Origin of the sequence: Phenylobacterium sp. (assembly GCF_024508875.1) — a bacterium.
Classification (GTDB): domain Bacteria; phylum Pseudomonadota; class Alphaproteobacteria; order Caulobacterales; family Caulobacteraceae; genus Phenylobacterium.
The window spans coordinates 1-16,464 of sequence record NZ_JANINU010000349.1; the positions used below are offsets into that span (position 1 = coordinate 1).

General features: G+C 70.4%; 16 protein-coding genes and 1 pseudogene. 8 read left to right on the plus strand and 9 right to left on the minus strand.

Translation table 11 applies throughout. The features are described from left to right. The 5 genes from Q0L11_RS23395 to cysS all read right to left on the minus strand — a co-directional run. The coding region (locus tag Q0L11_RS23395) for a hypothetical protein (RefSeq protein WP_296600535.1) at window positions 1-793 on the minus strand (793 nt) is incomplete at its 3' end. Between the two features lie 222 nt (window positions 794-1,015). Further along, entirely contained in the window at window positions 1,016-2,293 is a 1,278-nt protein-coding gene (locus tag Q0L11_RS23400; RefSeq protein ID WP_296600536.1) for an aminotransferase class V-fold PLP-dependent enzyme, read from the minus strand. Window positions 2,294-2,302: 9 nt separating this feature from the next. Continuing rightward, window positions 2,303-4,537, minus strand: coding sequence for an arylsulfatase (locus Q0L11_RS23405; protein ID WP_296600538.1), 2,235 nt, complete (start codon window positions 4,535-4,537; stop codon window positions 2,303-2,305). Window positions 4,538-4,660: 123 nt separating this feature from the next. Continuing rightward, on the minus strand, window positions 4,661-5,233 hold the full coding sequence (locus Q0L11_RS23410; protein WP_296600539.1) for an SRPBCC domain-containing protein: 573 nt from the start codon (window positions 5,231-5,233) through the stop codon (window positions 4,661-4,663). Next, window positions 5,233-6,663 (minus strand): cysteine--tRNA ligase, encoded by a 1,431-nt coding sequence (cysS, locus tag Q0L11_RS23415; RefSeq protein WP_296600541.1) that lies wholly within the window; start codon window positions 6,661-6,663, stop codon window positions 5,233-5,235. The genes Q0L11_RS23410 and cysS overlap by 1 nt, the downstream gene beginning before the upstream one ends. 171 nt (window positions 6,664-6,834) lie before the next feature. Between cysS and folE the strand changes: the two genes are divergently transcribed. The 4 genes from folE to Q0L11_RS23435 all read left to right on the plus strand — a co-directional run bounded on the left by folE (window position 6,835) and on the right by Q0L11_RS23435 (window position 9,141). Then, the gene (gene folE / locus Q0L11_RS23420) at window positions 6,835-7,464 is read left to right on the plus strand and encodes a GTP cyclohydrolase I FolE (RefSeq protein ID WP_296600542.1); all 630 of its coding nucleotides are present in this window, start codon (window positions 6,835-6,837) and stop codon (window positions 7,462-7,464) included. A gap of 160 nt (window positions 7,465-7,624) precedes the next feature. Next, window positions 7,625-8,011: a phosphoribosyl-AMP cyclohydrolase gene (gene hisI / locus Q0L11_RS23425; protein WP_296600544.1), complete on the plus strand. Its 387-nt coding sequence runs from the start codon at window positions 7,625-7,627 to the stop codon at window positions 8,009-8,011. Next, window positions 8,008-8,634, plus strand: a complete 627-nt coding sequence (locus Q0L11_RS23430) for a LysE family translocator (protein WP_296600546.1) — start codon at window positions 8,008-8,010, stop codon at window positions 8,632-8,634. Before hisI ends, Q0L11_RS23430 begins: the two co-directional genes overlap by 4 nt. Window positions 8,635-8,775: 141 nt before the next feature. Continuing rightward, window positions 8,776-9,141 carry a hypothetical protein gene (locus Q0L11_RS23435; RefSeq protein WP_296600548.1) on the plus strand — a complete coding sequence of 122 codons (366 nt, stop codon included), beginning with the start codon at window positions 8,776-8,778 and terminating at the stop codon, window positions 9,139-9,141. 228 nt (window positions 9,142-9,369) lie between these two features. Here the strand turns inward: Q0L11_RS23435 and Q0L11_RS23440 are convergent, their stop codons facing one another. Then, complete coding sequence (locus Q0L11_RS23440; protein WP_296600549.1) at window positions 9,370-11,019, minus strand: alkaline phosphatase D family protein; 1,650 nt, start codon at window positions 11,017-11,019, stop codon at window positions 9,370-9,372. Between the two features lie 67 nt (window positions 11,020-11,086). Between Q0L11_RS23440 and Q0L11_RS23445 the strand changes: the two genes are divergently transcribed. Both Q0L11_RS23445 and Q0L11_RS23450 read left to right on the plus strand, forming a co-directional pair. Next, window positions 11,087-11,398, plus strand: coding sequence for a ferritin family protein (locus tag Q0L11_RS23445; RefSeq protein ID WP_296600550.1), 312 nt, complete (start codon window positions 11,087-11,089; stop codon window positions 11,396-11,398). A gap of 40 nt (window positions 11,399-11,438) precedes the next feature. Then, on the plus strand, window positions 11,439-12,437 hold the full coding sequence (locus Q0L11_RS23450) for an RluA family pseudouridine synthase (RefSeq protein ID WP_296600551.1): 999 nt from the start codon (window positions 11,439-11,441) through the stop codon (window positions 12,435-12,437). A gap of 8 nt (window positions 12,438-12,445) precedes the next feature. On the opposite strand, the gene Q0L11_RS23455 is transcribed toward Q0L11_RS23450, so the two are convergent. Next, window positions 12,446-12,922 carry a VOC family protein gene (locus Q0L11_RS23455; protein ID WP_296600552.1) on the minus strand — a complete coding sequence of 159 codons (477 nt, stop codon included), beginning with the start codon at window positions 12,920-12,922 and terminating at the stop codon, window positions 12,446-12,448. 305 nt (window positions 12,923-13,227) lie between these two features. Here Q0L11_RS23455 and rpoH point away from each other — a divergent pair, with 305 nt between their 5' ends. Both rpoH and Q0L11_RS23465 read left to right on the plus strand, forming a co-directional pair. Beyond that, window positions 13,228-14,115, plus strand: coding sequence for an RNA polymerase sigma factor RpoH (rpoH, locus tag Q0L11_RS23460; RefSeq protein ID WP_296600553.1), 888 nt, complete (start codon window positions 13,228-13,230; stop codon window positions 14,113-14,115). A 127-nt stretch (window positions 14,116-14,242) separates the two neighbouring features. Beyond that, window positions 14,243-14,719, plus strand: a complete 477-nt coding sequence (locus Q0L11_RS23465; protein ID WP_296600554.1) for a universal stress protein — start codon at window positions 14,243-14,245, stop codon at window positions 14,717-14,719. Here Q0L11_RS23465 and Q0L11_RS23470 read toward each other — a convergent pair. Next, window positions 14,686-16,164 carry an efflux transporter outer membrane subunit gene (locus Q0L11_RS23470; RefSeq protein ID WP_296600555.1) on the minus strand — a complete coding sequence of 493 codons (1,479 nt, stop codon included), beginning with the start codon at window positions 16,162-16,164 and terminating at the stop codon, window positions 14,686-14,688. The genes Q0L11_RS23465 and Q0L11_RS23470 overlap by 34 nt on opposite strands. Next, window positions 16,148-16,464: pseudogene (locus Q0L11_RS23475) on the minus strand (EmrB/QacA family drug resistance transporter); the annotation flags it as partial. The gene Q0L11_RS23470 and the pseudogene Q0L11_RS23475, both read right to left, overlap by 17 nt.

Consider the following 16,464-nt stretch of genomic DNA (forward strand, 5'->3'; position numbering starts at 1 on the left):
GCAGGCGCACGGCGTTGCCGATCAGGTCGGTGGTGGTGAGGTTGCCGCCGACCAGGAGGGCGGTGAGGTTGATGCGCAGTTCGTCGTCCGACAGGTCGGCGCCGGCGGACTGGAGCTGCACCATGTCGCTGATCAGGTCGTCGCCGGGGTTGGCGCGGCGGTCGACGATGGCCTCGCTGAAATAGGTGCGGAGGGCGGCCTCGGCGGCGACCATGGCCTCGGTCTGCTCGGGCGTGCGGAACGGGTTGAGACCCTGGATGATGCCCTCGGACCACTCGCGGAACTCGGCGAGGAGGCTATGGTCGACGCCGAGGATCGAGGCGATGACGTCGATGGGGATGGGCACGCAGTAGCGCTCCATCAGGTCGAACTCGGCCTCGCCGGCCACCGCATCCAGGGCCTCGCCGATGATGCGCTCGACCTCGGGCTTGAACTTGGCGACCCGGGCGTAGAGCGCCTGGGCCAGGGGCTGGCGCACGCGGGCGTGGTCGGGGTCGTCCAGCATCAGGATGCTGGTCTGGCTGGTGCGCGGGCGGGTCGGATCGTAGTCGGCCAGCAGGCGTCGCTGCAGGTGGGCGCCCTCCTCGGCGTGGATCGGGTCGCGCCAGAGCTCGCGGTTGTTCACCACCGCGCGGACGTCGGCGTAGCGGCTGAGCACGAGGGAGCCGGACATGGGGTCCCGGTGCGCCGGGCAGCGGGCGCGCAGGTCGTCCAGCATGGCGTGGGGATCGACCCGGTAGGTCTCGTTCAGCGGGGTGAGCTCGAACAGCGACGGGACGGGTCGTTCGGTCATGCCGGTTTCCTCAAACGCTGGGGGCGGCGGACCCGCCTCTCGAAAATGACGCTCGCGTCACCTTCTGCCGGATGGGCGAGGCTTTCAAGCCTTTGGCGCGTTGGCGCCCCATTGAGTTGGCCACGGACCACACGGACATTCGCGACCCGGTTCCGGCGACAGGGATCGTGCAGATCGTCCGCGTGGCCCGTGGGTAGAAAACGACAGCGCCTCCGGCGCGGCTCAGGTCTTGGCGAGTTCGCGGAGGGCCGCGGCCAGGGCGTCGACGTCGGCGGCGGTGTTGACGAAGGAGGGGGTGACGCGGACGCAGGCGCCCTTGGCGGGGCCGGCGCGTTCGACGGTGAAGATGCGGTAGCGCTCGAACAGGGTCTTGCGCAGGGCGGCGGCCTGGGCGGGCGTGGTCATGCCGGCCAGGCGGAACGAGGTGATGCCGGCGTGCAGGGCGGGGTCGGCGGGGGTGAGCACCTGAACGCCCGGGACATCGCGCACCGCCTCGGCCCAGCGGTCGCGCAGGTAGCTGAGGCGGGCGGCCTTGGCGGCCGGGCCGATGGCCTCGTGCACGTCGATGGCGTCGGCGACGCCCAGGACGGCGGCGTAGTTGACCGTGCCGGTGTGGACGCGGGCGTCGATCCGCGGGCTGGGGCCCTCCAGGATCGAGACGTCGATGTCGGGGATGCGGTCCTTGCGGATGTAGACCAGCCCGACGCCCAGCGGGGCGCCGATCCACTTGTGCAGGTTCAGGCCGGCGAACTCGACGCCCATGTCGCGCAGGGAGAACGGCGTCTGGCCCAGGGCGTGGCCGCAATCCAGCAGCACGTCGACGCCGCGGGACTTGGCGAGCGCGACGATCTCCTTGACCGGCGGGATCAGCCCGGTGCGGTGCGAGAGGTGCGTCACCAGCATCAGCCGGATGTCGGGATTGGCCTTCAGGGCCGCGTCGTAGGCGTCGATCAGGCCCTGTTTCGTCGCCGGCTCGGGCAGGTCGATCTTCACGATGCGGACGCCGCGCACCTTGGCGAGGGACTCCATGCCGGCCTGCATGCTGTCGTAGTCGAGGTCGGCGTAGAGGACGGCGTCGCCGGGCTTCAGCCGGTTGTAGCCGCCGATCAGGGTCAGCATCGATTCGGTGCCGCCGCGGGTGAAGGCGATCTCGTCGGGGTCCAGGCCCAGCAGGGCGGCGGCGCGCAGCCGCACCTTCTGCAGGTCGCCGTTCACGGGGCCGCGGGTGTAGAGCGTGGTCTCGCGGTTCACGCGGGCGGTGTGCTGTTCGAAGGCGGCGCGGGTGGACTTCGCCATGGCGCCGAACTGGCCGTTCTCGAGCTGGATCACCCCGGCCGGCGGCGCGTCGAACAGGGCGGCGACCTTGGCCCAGTGCGCTTCGTTGTTGGGGGTCTCGTCGTCGGGCCGGACCGCCGCCTGGGCCCTGTTGCCCGCAACGGGGGCCACCCCCGCCGGCGCGGCGCCTGCGGCGGCGAGGATGGCGCGGCGGGACAGGTCCATGGTGTGCTCCTACTGGCGCGCCATCTCGGCCTCTCCGACGGCGTCGCCGTCAAGCGTCTGGTCGGCGTCCATGACAACCGTAACCTTGCGCAGGGTCCCGGTGAACGAAAACGGGGCGGCGTAGTCGGCCACGGGGCTGCCGCGGTCGAGGCCGATGTCGAGACCGGACCACGAGATCAGGGTGACGAAGCCGGTGGTGGCCAGCCCCTCGCCGGCCGGCTCGCCGTCGATGGTCAGGGTGAAGGTGCGGTTCAGGGCCTCGCCGGTGGCGCGGGAGACGACGCCGAGCCGCGTGGCCGTGGCGGGGACCGGCCGGTCGGAGCTGACCGTGGTCTTCTGGCCGCCGATGTTCAGGGCGTGATGGAGGCGCCCGTCCTTGAGGTAGAGGCTGTAGCCGCTGGTGGCGTCGCCGTGGGCCAGCAGCACGCCCTCCTCCCCGCCCTTAAGCCGCACGTCGGCCTCGATGCGGTAGGTGCGGGCGCGGACGTCGGGGGCGACGTCGGTGGGCAGGTGGCCCATGCCCTTGTGGAACACGAACCGGCGGCGGGCGCCGTGGAAGCGGGCCGAGTTCTCGGCGAAGCGCGGGCCGAACCGGTCGTCCAGCGGCAGCACCTTGCTGGCCTCGGCGGCGGCCCACCAGTCGTCGATCAGGGCCCTGAGCTTTTCCGGCTCGCGCTCGGCCAGGTCGTCGGCCTCGGAGAAGTCGGCGTCCAGGTGGAACAGCTCCCAGCGGTCATCCTCGAACGGCGTGCCGGTGGGGTGGAAGGCCACCGCCTTCCAGCCGTCCTTCCAGAGGCCGCGGTGGCCGAACATCTCGAAGTACTGGGGCTTGGGCCGGGGCGGGGCGGCGGCGTCCTTCAGGCTGGCGGCGAAGCTGACGCCTTCGAGGGGCATCTGGGCGACGCCGTTCACCTGTTCGGGCGGCTGGACGCCGATCACCTCCAAAAGGGTCGGGACCAGGTCGCAGGCGTGGGCGAAGTGGGGCCGCACCTCGCCGCGTGCGGCGATGCCCTTGGGCCAGGACATGACCAGCGGATCGCGGATGCCGCCGCCGTGGGTGTTCTGCTTGTAGCGGCGCAGCGGGGTGTTGGAGGCCATGGCCCAGCCGTGCGGGAAGTTGGAGTGGGTGTCGGGCCCGCCGATGTCGTCGAGGCGCGCCAGCTTCTCGGCCATCGGCTCGCCGCGGAAGTTGAACGGCCCCATGGCGTTGACGAAGCCCAGCGGCCCGCCCTCCTGCGAGGCGCCGTTGTCGCTCATCACGATGATCAAGGTGTCGTCCCGAACGCCGGCCTCCTCCAGAAAGCCGACCAGCCGGCCGATGTTCTGGTCGGTGTGGTCGAGCATGGCGGCGAAAGCGCTCTGCAGGCGGGTGAAGACCCGGCGCTCGTCGTCGGAATAGCTGTCCCACGCGCGGACGCCGTCGTTGCGCGGCGGCAGCTTGGTGTCGGCCGGGACCAGGCCCATGGCCTTCTGGCGGGCCAGCCGCTCCTCCCGCTCGACGTCCCACCCGCGTTCGAAGACGGCGTCGTAGCTCTTGATGAGGTCGGCCGGCGCCTGATGCGGCGCGTGGCAGGCCCCAGGCGCGAACCACATCAGCCAGGGCGTGGCCGGGGCGTCGGCGATGTGGTCGGCCAGATAGCGGATCGCCTGGTCGGTGAGGTCCTCGGTCAGGTGGTAGCCGGTCTGGAACGTGCCCGGAGGCGGGACCGGCGTGTTGTCGCGCACCAGCTCCGGGGCGTACTGGTCCGTTTCGGCGTCCATGAAGCCGTAGAAGCGGTCGAAGCCCCGGCCCAGCGGCCAGCCGTCGAACGGGCCCGAGGGGCCGGTCTCGGTCAGCGGCGTCACGTGCCACTTGCCCAGCATGTAGTTCCGGTAGCCGTGCGGACGCAGCATCTCGGGCAGGGTCCCGGCGGCCTTGTCGATCTTGCCGCGATAGCCGGGATAGCCGCTGTCGAAATTGGCGAGGCAGCCCACGCCGACCGAGTGGTGGTTGCGGCCCGTCAGCAGCGCCGCCCGGGTGGTGGAGCACATGGCCGTGGTGTGGAAGCCGGCGTAGCGCAGCCCCTCGGCCGCCAGCCGGTCGATGTGGGGCGTGCGGATCGGCGAACCGTAGCAGCCGAAGTCGGAGAAGCCGACGTCGTCGAACAGGATCACCAGGATGTTGGGCGCACCCTTCGGCGGCGCCGGCGGCTCGGGCCATTCCGGAACCGAGTCCGCCACCGTCCGCCCGATCTTCCCGGCCATTGCTTCCTGCCCCCTGGGTTTCTTGGGCGGCACTTTCGCGAAGCCGCCGTCCGCCGCCAAGCGGACGACTACCCAGTTTCCGTGGTCAGTCTGTCACGGATTTCCCAATTGAACGGGGGTCGGTTACCCCTGCCGCTTGGCCCATTCGGCTTCGGCGCGGTCCTTCAGGGCCTCGTTCATGGCCTGGAAGCCGCGGCGGACGGGGCCGCGCATGCGGCGGCCGAGGGACGGGCCCATCAGGCCGCCAAAGATCTCGCCGTTGTCGACCACGCAGCCGGTCTCGGACAGGGGCGTGATCTCGATGTAGCGCATGGTGCGGATCAGGCCGCCCATGAAGCTGAGCTGCCAGTGGAGCTGTTCGTTGGGCACCCACTCCAGGACCTTGGCCTTGATCTCCTGCTTGGGCTGGCCGGGCAGTTGCAGGTCGAAGGTCAGCACATTGCCGATGCGGATCTCGCCCTCCCCACGCGGGTAGGTGGGGTTCCACTCGGACCAGCGGCCGATGTCGTGGACGATGCCCCAGATCACCTCGGGGGGCGCCTGGATGCCGATGCGGTCCTCGATGCGGAAGCCGCTGGGCCCCTTTGGCGGCGGCGGCTTGCCCTCGGTCTTCAGGTCGAGGGTCTTGGGCCCCAGCATCCCACCCTTGCGCTGGAAGGGCGCGGCCTTGAGATCGGGACCGGGTTTGAAGGGCATCAGGCCTGCTCCTTGATCCGCCAGGTCGCCCCGGCCGGGCCGTCCATCACCTCGACGTTCAGCGCGTTGAGCTCGTCACGGATACGGTCGGCCTCGGGCCAGTTCTTGGCCGCCCGCGCGTCCGCCCGCGCGGCGATGAGGCCCTCGACCTTCGTCTTGAGGTCGTCGTCGGCGCCGCTCTGGAACCAGGCCTGCGGGTCGGCGGTCAGGAAGCCCATCAGGTTCCCCGCCTCGACCAGCAGCCCGCGGGCGCTGGCCACGGCGCGCGCGTCCTTGGCCATCACCGCCGCCCGCAGCTTGTCCGACAGCTGGAACATGGCGGCGAAGGCGCTGGGCGTGTTGAGATCGTCGTGCAGCGCGCGGCGCACGTTGGCGTGCTCGGCCGCCGCAGCCGCGTTCTGCCAGCCGTCCGCCGCCGGTTCGCCCGCCAGGAAGCGGCCGGCGTCGTCGAGCACGCGGTACAGCCGGTCCAGCGCGCTCTTGGCCTGCTCGATCAATTCGCCCGTCCATTCCAGCGGCTGGCGGTAGTGGCCGGCCAGCAGCGCCCAGCGGATCGCCTCGCCGGGGTATTGCTTCAGGAGGTCGTGGGCGAGCGCGACGTTGCCGAGGCTCTTGCTCATCTTCTCCTCGCCCATGTTCAGGAAGCCGTTGTGCATCCAGACGTGGGCGTATTCGCGGCCGCCGTGGCCCGAGCAGACGCCCTGGGCCAATTCGTTCTCGTGGTGCGGGAAGACGAGGTCGATGCCGCCGCCGTGGATGTCGATCGGCAGGCCGAGGGCCTCCTCGATCATGGCGGTGCATTCGATGTGCCAGCCCGGCCGGCCGGGGCCCCAGGGGCTTTCCCACTCGGGCTCGTCCGCCTTGGACGGCTTCCAAAGCACGAAGTCGGCCGGGTGGCGCTTGTAGGGCGCGACGTCGACGCGTGCGCCGGCGATCATCTCGTCCATCGGCCGGCCCGACAGCTTGCCGTAGTCGCCGAACGCCTGGGTGTCGAAGAGCACATGGCCCTCGGCGGCGTAGGCGGCGTTCTGACGGACCAGGTCGCCGATCATCTTCACGATGGCGTCCATGGTCTCGGTGACGCGCGGCTGGAACGTGGGCCGCAGGGCGCCCAACGCCGCGGCGTCGGCGTTGTAGGCGTCCAGGTAGCGGTCGGTGATGACCTGGATCGGCACGCCCTCCTCGGCGGCCTTCCGGTTGATCTTATCGTCCACGTCGGTGACGTTCGCGGCGTACAGCACCGCCTGTTCGCCATAGAGGTCTCGCAGCACCCGGAACAGCAGGTCGAAGACCACCACCGGCCGGAAGTTGCCGATGTGGGCGAAGTTGTAGACCGTCGGCCCACAGACATACATCGTCACCCGGGACGGATCCTTGGGGACGAAGGGCCGCTTGGCGCGGCTCATGGTGTCGTACAGGCTGAGGGTCATCGCTTCTTCTAAGGTAACGCTGCGGAACGGTTGCCCCAGGGGGGCTCGCGCCCATATACAGATCGCCCGGACCCGAGGCCAAGCGCCCACGTCCGAAGTGAAAGGGTGGCACGCGTAATCTCCGGGGCCTTCGTCCCGGCGCAACTCAGCCCTGGAAAGAAACGCTCTCTCATGGACGCCCCTGCCCGCGACCGAACCCTGATCGGGTCCGAGGACGGAACTCTTGAGCCCATCAAGCGCCCCACCCGCGAAGAAGCGATGGAAGCGGTGCGCACCCTGATCGCCTGGGCCGGCGACGACCCGCGCCGCGAAGGCGTGATCGACACCCCCAAGCGGGTGGTCGACGCCTACGGCGAATGGTTCGAAGGCTACAAGCTGGACCCGGCGAAGGAGCTGTCGCGCACCTTCGAGGACGTGCAGGGCTACGACGACATCGTCATGCTCCGCGACATCGAGGTGGAAAGCCACTGCGAGCACCACATGGCCCCGTTCCTGGGCAAGGCCTACGTGGCCTACATGCCGACGAACCGGGTGGTGGGCATCTCCAAGCTGGCCAAGGTGGTCGAGATCTTCGCCCGCCGTCTCCAGACCCAGGAGACCATGACCCAGCAGATCGCCGACGCGATCACCGACAGCCTGCGTCCCGCCGGCGTGGCCGTGCTGATCGACGCCGCGCACCAGTGCATGACCACCCGCGGCGTGCACCATCGCCACGTCAGCACGATCACCACCCAGTTCACCGGCGTCTTCAAGACCGACCCCACGCTGCGCCAGCGCTTCCTGGACTTCGTGAACCGGTAGCAAAAGGTCCTCCCCCGTTGGGGGAGGTGGCGCGAAGCGCCGGAGGGGGTCTCCGCTCAGAACGCGCCGCCGCGGGATGGCCGTGCGGCCAGTTCTGAGCGGAGCCCCCCTCACCCGCTTCGCGGGAGCTCCCCCAGCGGGGGAGCAATTGGAGGCCCGCATGACCTTCCCCACTGCCCCCGACAAGACCGCTCTCGAGCAGGGCGAGACGCTGAGCCCGCGCTTCGACGCCGCGGGCCTGATCGCGGCCGTGGCCAGCCACGCCGACACCGGCGAAGTGCTGATGCTGGCGTGGATGAACGCCGAGGCGCTGGAGAAGACCATCGCCACCGGCGAGGCCCACTATTTCAGCCGCTCCCGGGGCGAGCTGTGGCACAAGGGCGCCACGTCCGGCCAGGTGCAGGTCGTCGCGGAACTGCGGGTCGACTGCGACCAGGACGCGGTCTGGCTGAAGGTGCGGCCGCAGGGCGATGGCGGCGCGTGCCACACCGGCGCGGTCTCCTGCTTCTATCGCGTGGTCGAGAACGGAAAGCTGGTGCGGAAATGACCATCGTCCAGGCGCTGTCCGCCTATGTCGTCGCCGCCGGCCTGCTGACCCTGACGCCTGGTCTCGACACCGCGCTCGTCCTGCGCACCGCCGCGGTCGAGGGGCCGAAGCGGGCCGCCTTCGCCGCGCTGGGCATCAACGTCGGCTGCCTGATCTGGGGCGGGGCCGTGGCGCTGGGCCTGGGCGCGCTGCTCGCCGCCTCGACGCTGGCGTTCAACGTCCTGAAGTGGATCGGCGCCGCTTACCTGCTCTGGCTCGGCCTGAACCTGCTGCTCAAGCCCCGGGACCGGTTCGAGGTCGCGGGCGGCGACCGGCGCGGCGGCGGCGACCTGACGTGGATGCGCCGCGGCTTCCTCACCAACCTGCTCAATCCCAAGGTGGGCGTCTTCTACGTGTCGTTCCTGCCCCAGTTCCTGCCGCAGGGCGTTCAAGCGGCGCCGTTCATCTTCCTATTGGCCGTGATCCACGTGGTGCTCGGCAGTTGCTGGTCGGCGACGCTGATCGCCGCCACCCGGCCCATCGCGGGCGTCCTTCAGAACGCGGCGGTCGTCCGCTGGCTGGATCGCCTCACCGGCGGCGTCTTCCTGGCGTTCGGCGTGCGGCTGGCCCTCGACCGGCGCTGAGCCCCTCCGGCGCCGAAAAACCTCCACTGTCGTGATCCGCTAACGATCCTGTTCAACCGGACGCTAACCGTCCGTGTCGTGAAATCGACTCTACGGAGCGGCGAGTCCGAGAGGCGCCGGCCGAGCGGGGACGAGTGGCGTATGTTCTTTCTGCTGAACACAGCGGTGATCCGCACCCAGCTCAAGCTGGAGCTGCCGCCGGGGCTGAATCGCCTGGCGCTGGCGTCGGCGACGGAGATCCTGACCGCGGGCTGCGAGCTCTATCGCGTCCATCCGCGCCTGGAGCGCGACCGCCCCGACATCGCCCGCTGGTACGCCACGCTGCTGGAGGACCGTTTCCCCGACAAGGGCGGCGTGCTGTTCCTCAAGTCCGGCGAGGCCCTCGTCGCCCAGCTCCTGGACGTGCCGCTGCCGGAACTGGTGCGCCTGCTCAGCCTGCAGGAGTCGGGCATCGAGATCATGCCGGAGCTGCGCGCCAACGTCTGGGCGGGCCAGCTCGCAGCCTGACCTCGGAGCGACCGCTCTAGGCCAGCGCCAGCAGCATCACCGACACGGCCGCGAACACGACGCTTCCGCCCAGCAGCGCGCGGGCCCACAGGGCGGGACGATCGGCTTCGGCGGGGTTTTCGGCGGTCATGGCGGGGCTCCTCGTCGTGTCGCCGACGATCCTCGCGCGGCGAACCTGAACCGGGCCTGACGGAGGTCTTAACGATCCGCCGCCAAGCCCCGTCCGGCCTAAGCCTCCTTCAGGCCCGACACGCCCGTGCCGTCCGGCGTCGCCACGAAGGTCTTCGCCGCCCGGGTGGTGAACTCGCGCGAGACGATGGTGGAGACCGTCATCATCTCGGCCTTGGCCTGGTCGCGGGTCAGGGTGAGGAGGACGAAGCCCTTGCCCACCTGGTCGTTCCAGAGGACCTCGGGATTGGCCTTGGCGATCAGGTCGCCGGTGTTCAGGCCGGGCACGATCTCGCCGGCGCCGGGGCTGGTGATCCCGGTCGTGCCGAACTCCACGGCCACCCGCTTGCCCGCCGCGTCGCTGAGCTCGTTGGCCCAGAACGAATGGCTGTCGCCGCTGACGACGACCGGCCGGGCCTTGGCCGCCTTGAACACGTCGTACAGGCGCTCGCGGTCGGCGGGATAACCGTCCCACATGTCGAGGCCGGCGGGCAGGCCCGAGGCGGCGGCCACCTCGAAACGGGCCATCTTCTTCTTCACGTCCTCGGGCATGGACGCGTACTGCTCGGGCGTCAGGTCGCGCTTGGGGCTGACGGGCATGACGCGGGCCATGACCACCTCGTTGCCGATCACCTGCCAGGCGTGGCCGGCCTTCACCGAGCGGTCCAGCTCGCCGCCGATCCAGGCCTCCTGCTTCGGGCCCATCATGCGGCGCTTGGGATCGGCCAGCTTGGCCTTCAGCTTGGTGAGGTCGCGCTTGCCGTCCACCTCGGGCGCGTCCTCCTTGAGGCTGGCCTGTTGGTCGCGGGCGGTGAGGCGGGTCTCGACCATGATCAGGCTGGCCAGGTCGCCGAAGTCGAAGCTGCGCATCGCCGCGTCCTCGAGCATGCCGCCGGCGGCGGGCTCGCGGATCGGCATCCACTCGAAGTAGGCCTTCAGCGCCGCCGCCTTGCGGGTCGCCCAGTCGCCTTCCTTGCCGGCCTGGTGGTTCTCGGCTCCGTGCATCCAGCTATCGTTGGCGGTCTCGTGGTCGTCCCAGACGGTGATCCAGGGCGCGCGGGCATGGGCGGCCTGGGTGTCAGGGTCGGATTTGTACTGGGCGTGGCGGCGGCGGTAGTCGGCGAGGGTCAGGATCTCGTGCGGCGGGTCATGCGGCCGCACGCCGGCCACCGCGGAGTCCATGCCGTAGCTGCCCGGGCCGCCGTACTCGTAGATGTAGTCGCCGAGGTGCAGCACCGCGTCCACCCGCGGCAGGTCGGCGATGGCCCGGTACGCATTGAAGTAGCCGTTCGGGAACAGCGAGCACGAGGCCACCGCCAGCACAACGTCCTTCGTCGGACCGGCCGGCAGGGTGCGGGTGCGGCCCATGGGGGACTTCACGCCGGCCACCTCGAACTCGAAGGTGTAGGCGCGGCCGGCGTCCAGGCCGGTGGCGTCCACCTTGATCGTGTAGTCCCGCGCCGGGCCAGTCACGCCCGAGCCGCTCTTGGATCCGCCGGCCATGCGGTCGACGGGGTTGAGGGTCCACTTGTAGGCCAGCTCGGCGCCGGGCTTGGCGGGCGTCACCCGCGTCCACAGCACCACGCGGTCCTGCCGCGGATCGCCCGAGGCGACGCCGTGTTTGAAGGAAACTGCGGAGCTTTGCGCCGCCGCAGGCGTTGCCGCTCCGAGGCCGAGCAGGGCCAGGGCCTGCCGCCGGTCGATGGTCATGGTGGTGGTCCCCCCGCTTCGCCGTCCATCGATATGACGCCCAGATACCACAGGAGCATGACAGCCCATGTCCAGCGAAGTTCTCCATGTCGCCCGCGAAAAGCTGAGCCGCCGGACGTTGGAGATGCATTACGCCATCACCTCGCTCATGGAGGAGTTCGAGGCGGTCGACTGGTATCGGCAGCGCGCCGACGACACCGAGGACCCAGAGCTGAAGAAGATCCTGCTGCACAACGCCCGCGAGGAGCTGGAGCACGCGGCCATGGTGTTGGAGTGGATGCGCCGCAACGACGCCGAGGTCGCCGAGCAGCTCAAGGACTACCTTTTCACCGAGGGCTCGATCACCGGTCGCGAGGAGGAGGCCACGGGGAAGAAGTAGGAGCCTTGCGCCGCGCCGGTCGTGCTACATCGGGCCGACCATGGCGCTTTCTCCCGACACCGACGACGACGACGCCCCGTTCGGCGAGCGGGTGGTGACGCTGGAGGCCGGCGGGCGACTGGACAAGGCGCTGGCCGCCGCCCTGCCGGAGTTCAGCCGCGCGCGGCTGCAGGCGCTGATCGCGGAGGGGCGCGTCAGCCGAGTCGGCCCGGGCGGCGCGCCGGTGACGGACGGCTCGGCCAAGGCCCAGGCCGGCGACTACCGACTGGAGATCCCGCCGCCGGCGCCGGCCGAGCCGCTGCCCGAGGACATCCCGCTGGTCGTCCTGTTCGAGGACGAGCATCTCATCGTCATCGACAAGCCGCCGGGCCTGGCGATGCACCCAGCGCCCGGCAGCGAGAGCGGCACCCTGGTCAACGCCCTGCTGCACCATTGCGGCGCCAGCCTCTCGGGCATCGGCGGCGTGGCGCGGCCGGGCATCGTGCACCGCATCGACAAGGAGACCTCGGGCGTCGTCGTGGCCGCCAAGACCGACGCCGCGCACCAGGGCCTGTCCGCCCTCTTCGCGGCCCACGACATCGACCGCGAGTATGTCGCCCTGACCCGCGGCGCGCCGAGCCCGATCAAGGGGACCATCGAGGGCGCCATCGCCCGCTCGACCGCCGACCGCAAGAAGATGGCCGTGGTGAAGACCGGCGGCCGTCACGCCGTCACGCACTATACGGTCGCGCGGACGTTCGGGCCGCCGGGACGGCCGCTGGCCGCGCGCGTCGCGTGCCGCCTGGAGACCGGCCGCACCCACCAGATCCGCGTCCACCTGGCCAGCAAGGGTGCGCCCTGCCTGGGCGATCCCACCTACGGCTCGGGCAGTCCGTCGCAGCCGGTGAAGGACGCCATCGCCGAGGCCGGACTGAAGCGCCAGGCGCTGCACGCGGCGGTGCTCGGCTTCGTCCACCCGGTCACGGGCGAGCGCCTGCGCTTCGAGAGCCCCCTGCCGGCCGACATGGCCCGGCTGGAAGCGCTGCTGGGGAGGCTCTAACCACCGCCTCAGCTCGCGGCGGCGGCTTCCAGGGCGGCGATGTCGAGCTTGACCATCTGCATCATGGCGGCGGCGACGCGGCCCGCGGCGGCGCGGTCGGGGCTGGCCATCAGCTTGCCGAGCTGGGTCGGGACCACCTGCCAGGAGACGCCGAAGCGGTCCTTCAGCCAGCCGCACTGGCTCTCGGCGCCGCCGTCCGCCAGGAGGGCGCTCCAGTACCGGTCGAGCTCGGCCTGCGTGCTCACGTCGATCTGGAACGAGACCGCCTCGCTGAAGGTGAACTGCGGGCCGCCGTTGAGGCCGGTGAAGGGCCGGCCGTCGAGCTCGAAGGCCACGGTCAGCACCTCACCCGCGCGCTCGCCCGGCAGGTTCTCGGGATAGCGGGAGACGTCGGTGATCTTCGAGTTCGGGAAGATCGCGCAGTAGAACTTCGCCGCGGCCTCGGCGTCGCGGTCGAACCACAGGCACGTGGTGATCTTGGGCATGGGAACATTCCCTCCGCTCTTCAGGTTTCCTGGGCCAAGGACGCTCGACGAGCCGCCGCTCCGACAACGTCCGGACACCTTTTCGCATGCAGCCCAGCTATCGAACGTATGAGAAAGGGCGCCTTGTTGGCGCCACGCTCGGGGCGTAGAAAGCCCCACTAGAGAAGTCGGACATTCGAGCCGTCCTCCCAGCGGTCTTAAATAAGCGCCACCGGATACCTATCTAAAGGATCGTGGGGGCGGCGAAGGCCGAAGCGCGCAGTCGCGCGGCAGCTCGAAGTCCCGGAGAGTAAAGGGGATCATCGATGGCCGTGAACGCGCTCGCCGTGATGTCGCCGGAAGGCGGCCTCAGCCGGTACCTTAGTGAAATTCGCAAGTTCCCCATGCTGCCCAAGGACGAGGAGTTCATGCTGGCGAAGCGCTGGCAGGAGCACCAGGACGCCGAGGCGGCCCACAAGATGGTGACGAGCCACCTGCGGCTCGTGGCCAAGATCGCCATGGGCTACCGCGGCTATGGCCTGCCGATCGGCGAGGTCATCTCCGAGGGCAACGTGGGCCTGATGCAGGCCGTGAAGAAGTTCGACCCGGACAAGGGCTTCCGCCTGGCGACCTACGCCATGTGGTGGATCCGCGCCTCGATCCAGGAATACATCCTGCGGTCCTGGTCGCTGGTGAAGATGGGCACGACCGCCGCGCAGAAGAAGCTGTTCTTCAACCTGCGCAAGGCCAAGTCCGAGATCGAAGCCCTCCAGGAAGGGGACCTGCGCCCCGACCAGGTCAGCCAGATCGCCACCAAGCTGGGCGTGCTGGACGAGGAAGTGGTGAGCATGAACCGTCGCCTGAGCGGCGGCGACGCGAGCCTGAACTCGCCGATGCGCGCCGACAGCGAGAGCGAATGGCAGGACTGGCTGGTCGACGACCAGACGCCCAGCCAGGAGAGCGTGGTCGCCGACAACCAGGAAATGAACCTTCGCATGAGCCTGCTCGAGGCGGCGATGACGGAGCTCTCGGACCGCGAGCGCCACATCCTCACCGAGCGCCGGCTGAAGGACGAGCCCACCACGCTCGAGGAACTGGCCGCCGAATATGGCGTCAGCCGCGAGCGGGTGCGCCAGATCGAGGTCCGCGCCTTCGAGAAGCTGCAGAAGTCCATGCGGGCCGCGGCGATGGAAAAGAACCTGGTCGACGCGTAAGCGACCGGCCAGCCAGCCTTCGGGGCCGCGCGGAGCGATCCGCGCGGCCCTTTGCTTTTGCAGGCTTTCCTTTGACGAACGGCGCCGCTGGGGGCCTCATGCGTTCTCTCCGGATCAGGGAGGGTCCATGTACCAGCGCGTCCTGCTTGCCTACGACGGCTCCCGCGAGGGCCGGACCGCGCTGCGCGAAGGGGCGCTGGCCGCCCGCCGGTTCGGCGCGAAGGTCTTCCTGCTGTCGGTGGCCGCGGAGAGCCCGGGCGTGCGGATCGGCGAGGCCGCCTACGCCGGGGCGTTGGCCCGCAGCCAGGACACCCACGTGAACCTGTTCGAGGAGGCGATGGCGCGCCTGAAGGACCTTGGCTTCGAACCCGAGGGCAAGGTCGTCACGGGCGAACCGGCCGTGGAGATCGCGAACTACGCGCGCGAGGTGCGGGCCGAACTGGTGGTCGTCGGCCACCGCAGGAAGGGCCTGCTGGAACGCTGGTGGTCGGGGCAGACGGGCGCCTACCTCTCCGACCACCTCCAGTGCAGCCTGTTGATCGCCCGGGGGACGATCTCGGACGAGGAATTCTACCGCGAGCTGGAAGGCGCGTCGGCCGGCTGAGGCGTCCGCCAGTCGGCGGCCGTGGCGGCGTAGAGCTCGACCATGTCGGCGAACCGCTGGCCCTGCGCCTCGGCCAGGGCCCGGCGGGCCCGGCTGAGCTGGCGGCGCGCGTCCACCACCTGGATCATCGCCCCGCCGCCAAGGCGATAGGCGCTCTCGGCGTCGGCGACGTTGGCCTGGGCCGCCGCGCCCGAGCGGGTCAGCGCCTCGATCGCCTGCCGGTCGGTCGCCAAGGCGGCGAGCGCGTCAGAAACCTGCACGAAGGCGCGCAGCACCGTCTGCTGGTAGCGGGCCAGCGAGGCCCGCGCCTCGGCCTCGGCGGCCTTGCGCTCGGCCTTCAGCGTACCGCCCGAGAAGATCGGCGCGGTGACGCCCGACAGCAGGTTCCAGCCGCTGGAGCTGTAGTCGAACAGGTTTTCCGGCTTGATCGCGCTCTGGGTCAGGTTCGCCGAGAGCTTGATGTCGGGATACTGATTGGCGACGGCCACGCCGACCGCCGCGGTGGCCGCGTGCAGTTCGGCCTCGGCCGCCAGGATGTCGGGGCGCCGGCGGACCAGCGTCGACGGCAGGCTGACCGGAATCTCGGCCGGCCCCGTCAGGGCGGCCATGTCGAAATCGGGGGGCGACCACTCGGCGGGCGACTTGCCGGCCAGCAGGGCCAACTGGTGGCGCGCCTGGTCGAGCTGGCGCTGCAGGGGCGGCAGCAGGGCCTCGTCCTCGGCGAGCTGGGCCTGGGCGCCGGTGGTGGCCGAGCGCGCCTCGCCGCCGGCGGCGTGGGCCCGGCGCACCATCTCCACCGTCTGCCGGTCATCGGCGATGACCGCCTGCACCGCGGCGATCTGGGCGCGCAGGCCGGCGACCTTCATCGCCTGCAGAGCCACGTTGCCCGACAGGCTGAGGTAGGCGGCGTCGGCCTGGCGGGCGGCGCGCTCGGCCCGCGCCTGCGCCTCCTCGGTCCGGCGGCGGGCGCCGCCGAACAGGTCGAGGTCGTAGCTCACGGTCGCGCCGACCGAATAGAGGCTGATGGTCGGGCTGGGAAAGCCGGTGAAGCCGAAGGCCTGGGTGTTGATCCGCTCGCGCTGGGCGCCGGCCGTGCCCTCGACCTGGGGCAGTTGCTCGCCGCGCGCCGCGCGCGTCTCGGCCTGGTAGCGTTCCAGCGTGGCGCGCGCCTCGGCGACCGACGGGCTGTCGGCGAGGGCGAGGCGCACGGTCTGGTCCAGCTCGGGCGAGCCGAACGCCTGCCACCACGGCCCGGCGGTCCGCGCGTCGGGATCGAGCCGAACGCCGGGCGCGGCGGCGTCGCCGGCCATGGCGTAGCCCTGCGCCGCGGGCCCCGTGGGCGCGTCGGGGGTCTTGAAGTCGGGCCCGACGGTCGTGCAGGCCGACAGCGCCAGGGCCGAGGCGGCGGCGATGAGCGAGAAGCGGAATCTATTCGACAGCGGCATGGGAGGGCGCTCCGCCGGCGCTGCGCCGCGGCTTCCGCATCAGAAGCAGCATGGGCATGCAGGCGATGGTGATGATGAACATGAGTTTGAAGTCGTCGATGTAGGCGACCATCGTCGCCTGGCGCGTGATCTCGGCGTTCAGGGACGTCAGTCCGGACGGGCTACCCAGGTCGTACAGGTGGCCCAGGCCGTTGCGCACGACCGGGTCGCTGGGGATCACCTTCGCCGCCAACGAGGCGTGCATCGTCTGGGTGTTGGAGACCACCAGCGCCTGCATGATCGAGATGCCGACGCTGGAGC

What these genes read in the sequence shown, in the direction of transcription:
- Q0L11_RS23400 (WP_296600536.1), bottom strand. Translation starts at nt 2,293, where the DNA reads ATGGACCTGTCCCGCCGCGCCATCCTCGCCGCCGCAGGCGCCGCGCCG.
- Q0L11_RS23405 (WP_296600538.1), bottom strand. Translation starts at nt 4,537, where the DNA reads ATGGCCGGGAAGATCGGGCGGACGGTGGCGGACTCGGTTCCGGAATGG.
- Q0L11_RS23410 (WP_296600539.1), bottom strand. Translation starts at nt 5,233, where the DNA reads ATGCCCTTCAAACCCGGTCCCGATCTCAAGGCCGCGCCCTTCCAGCGC.
- cysS (WP_296600541.1), bottom strand. Translation starts at nt 6,663, where the DNA reads ATGACCCTCAGCCTGTACGACACCATGAGCCGCGCCAAGCGGCCCTTC.
- folE (WP_296600542.1), top strand. Translation starts at nt 6,835, where the DNA reads ATGGACGCCCCTGCCCGCGACCGAACCCTGATCGGGTCCGAGGACGGA.
- hisI (WP_296600544.1), top strand. Translation starts at nt 7,625, where the DNA reads ATGACCTTCCCCACTGCCCCCGACAAGACCGCTCTCGAGCAGGGCGAG.
- Q0L11_RS23430 (WP_296600546.1), top strand. Translation starts at nt 8,008, where the DNA reads ATGACCATCGTCCAGGCGCTGTCCGCCTATGTCGTCGCCGCCGGCCTG.
- Q0L11_RS23435 (WP_296600548.1), top strand. Translation starts at nt 8,776, where the DNA reads ATGTTCTTTCTGCTGAACACAGCGGTGATCCGCACCCAGCTCAAGCTG.
- Q0L11_RS23440 (WP_296600549.1), bottom strand. Translation starts at nt 11,019, where the DNA reads ATGACCATCGACCGGCGGCAGGCCCTGGCCCTGCTCGGCCTCGGAGCG.
- Q0L11_RS23445 (WP_296600550.1), top strand. Translation starts at nt 11,087, where the DNA reads ATGTCCAGCGAAGTTCTCCATGTCGCCCGCGAAAAGCTGAGCCGCCGG.
- Q0L11_RS23450 (WP_296600551.1), top strand. Translation starts at nt 11,439, where the DNA reads ATGGCGCTTTCTCCCGACACCGACGACGACGACGCCCCGTTCGGCGAG.
- Q0L11_RS23455 (WP_296600552.1), bottom strand. Translation starts at nt 12,922, where the DNA reads ATGCCCAAGATCACCACGTGCCTGTGGTTCGACCGCGACGCCGAGGCC.
- rpoH (WP_296600553.1), top strand. Translation starts at nt 13,228, where the DNA reads ATGGCCGTGAACGCGCTCGCCGTGATGTCGCCGGAAGGCGGCCTCAGC.
- Q0L11_RS23465 (WP_296600554.1), top strand. Translation starts at nt 14,243, where the DNA reads ATGTACCAGCGCGTCCTGCTTGCCTACGACGGCTCCCGCGAGGGCCGG.
- Q0L11_RS23470 (WP_296600555.1), bottom strand. Translation starts at nt 16,164, where the DNA reads ATGCCGCTGTCGAATAGATTCCGCTTCTCGCTCATCGCCGCCGCCTCG.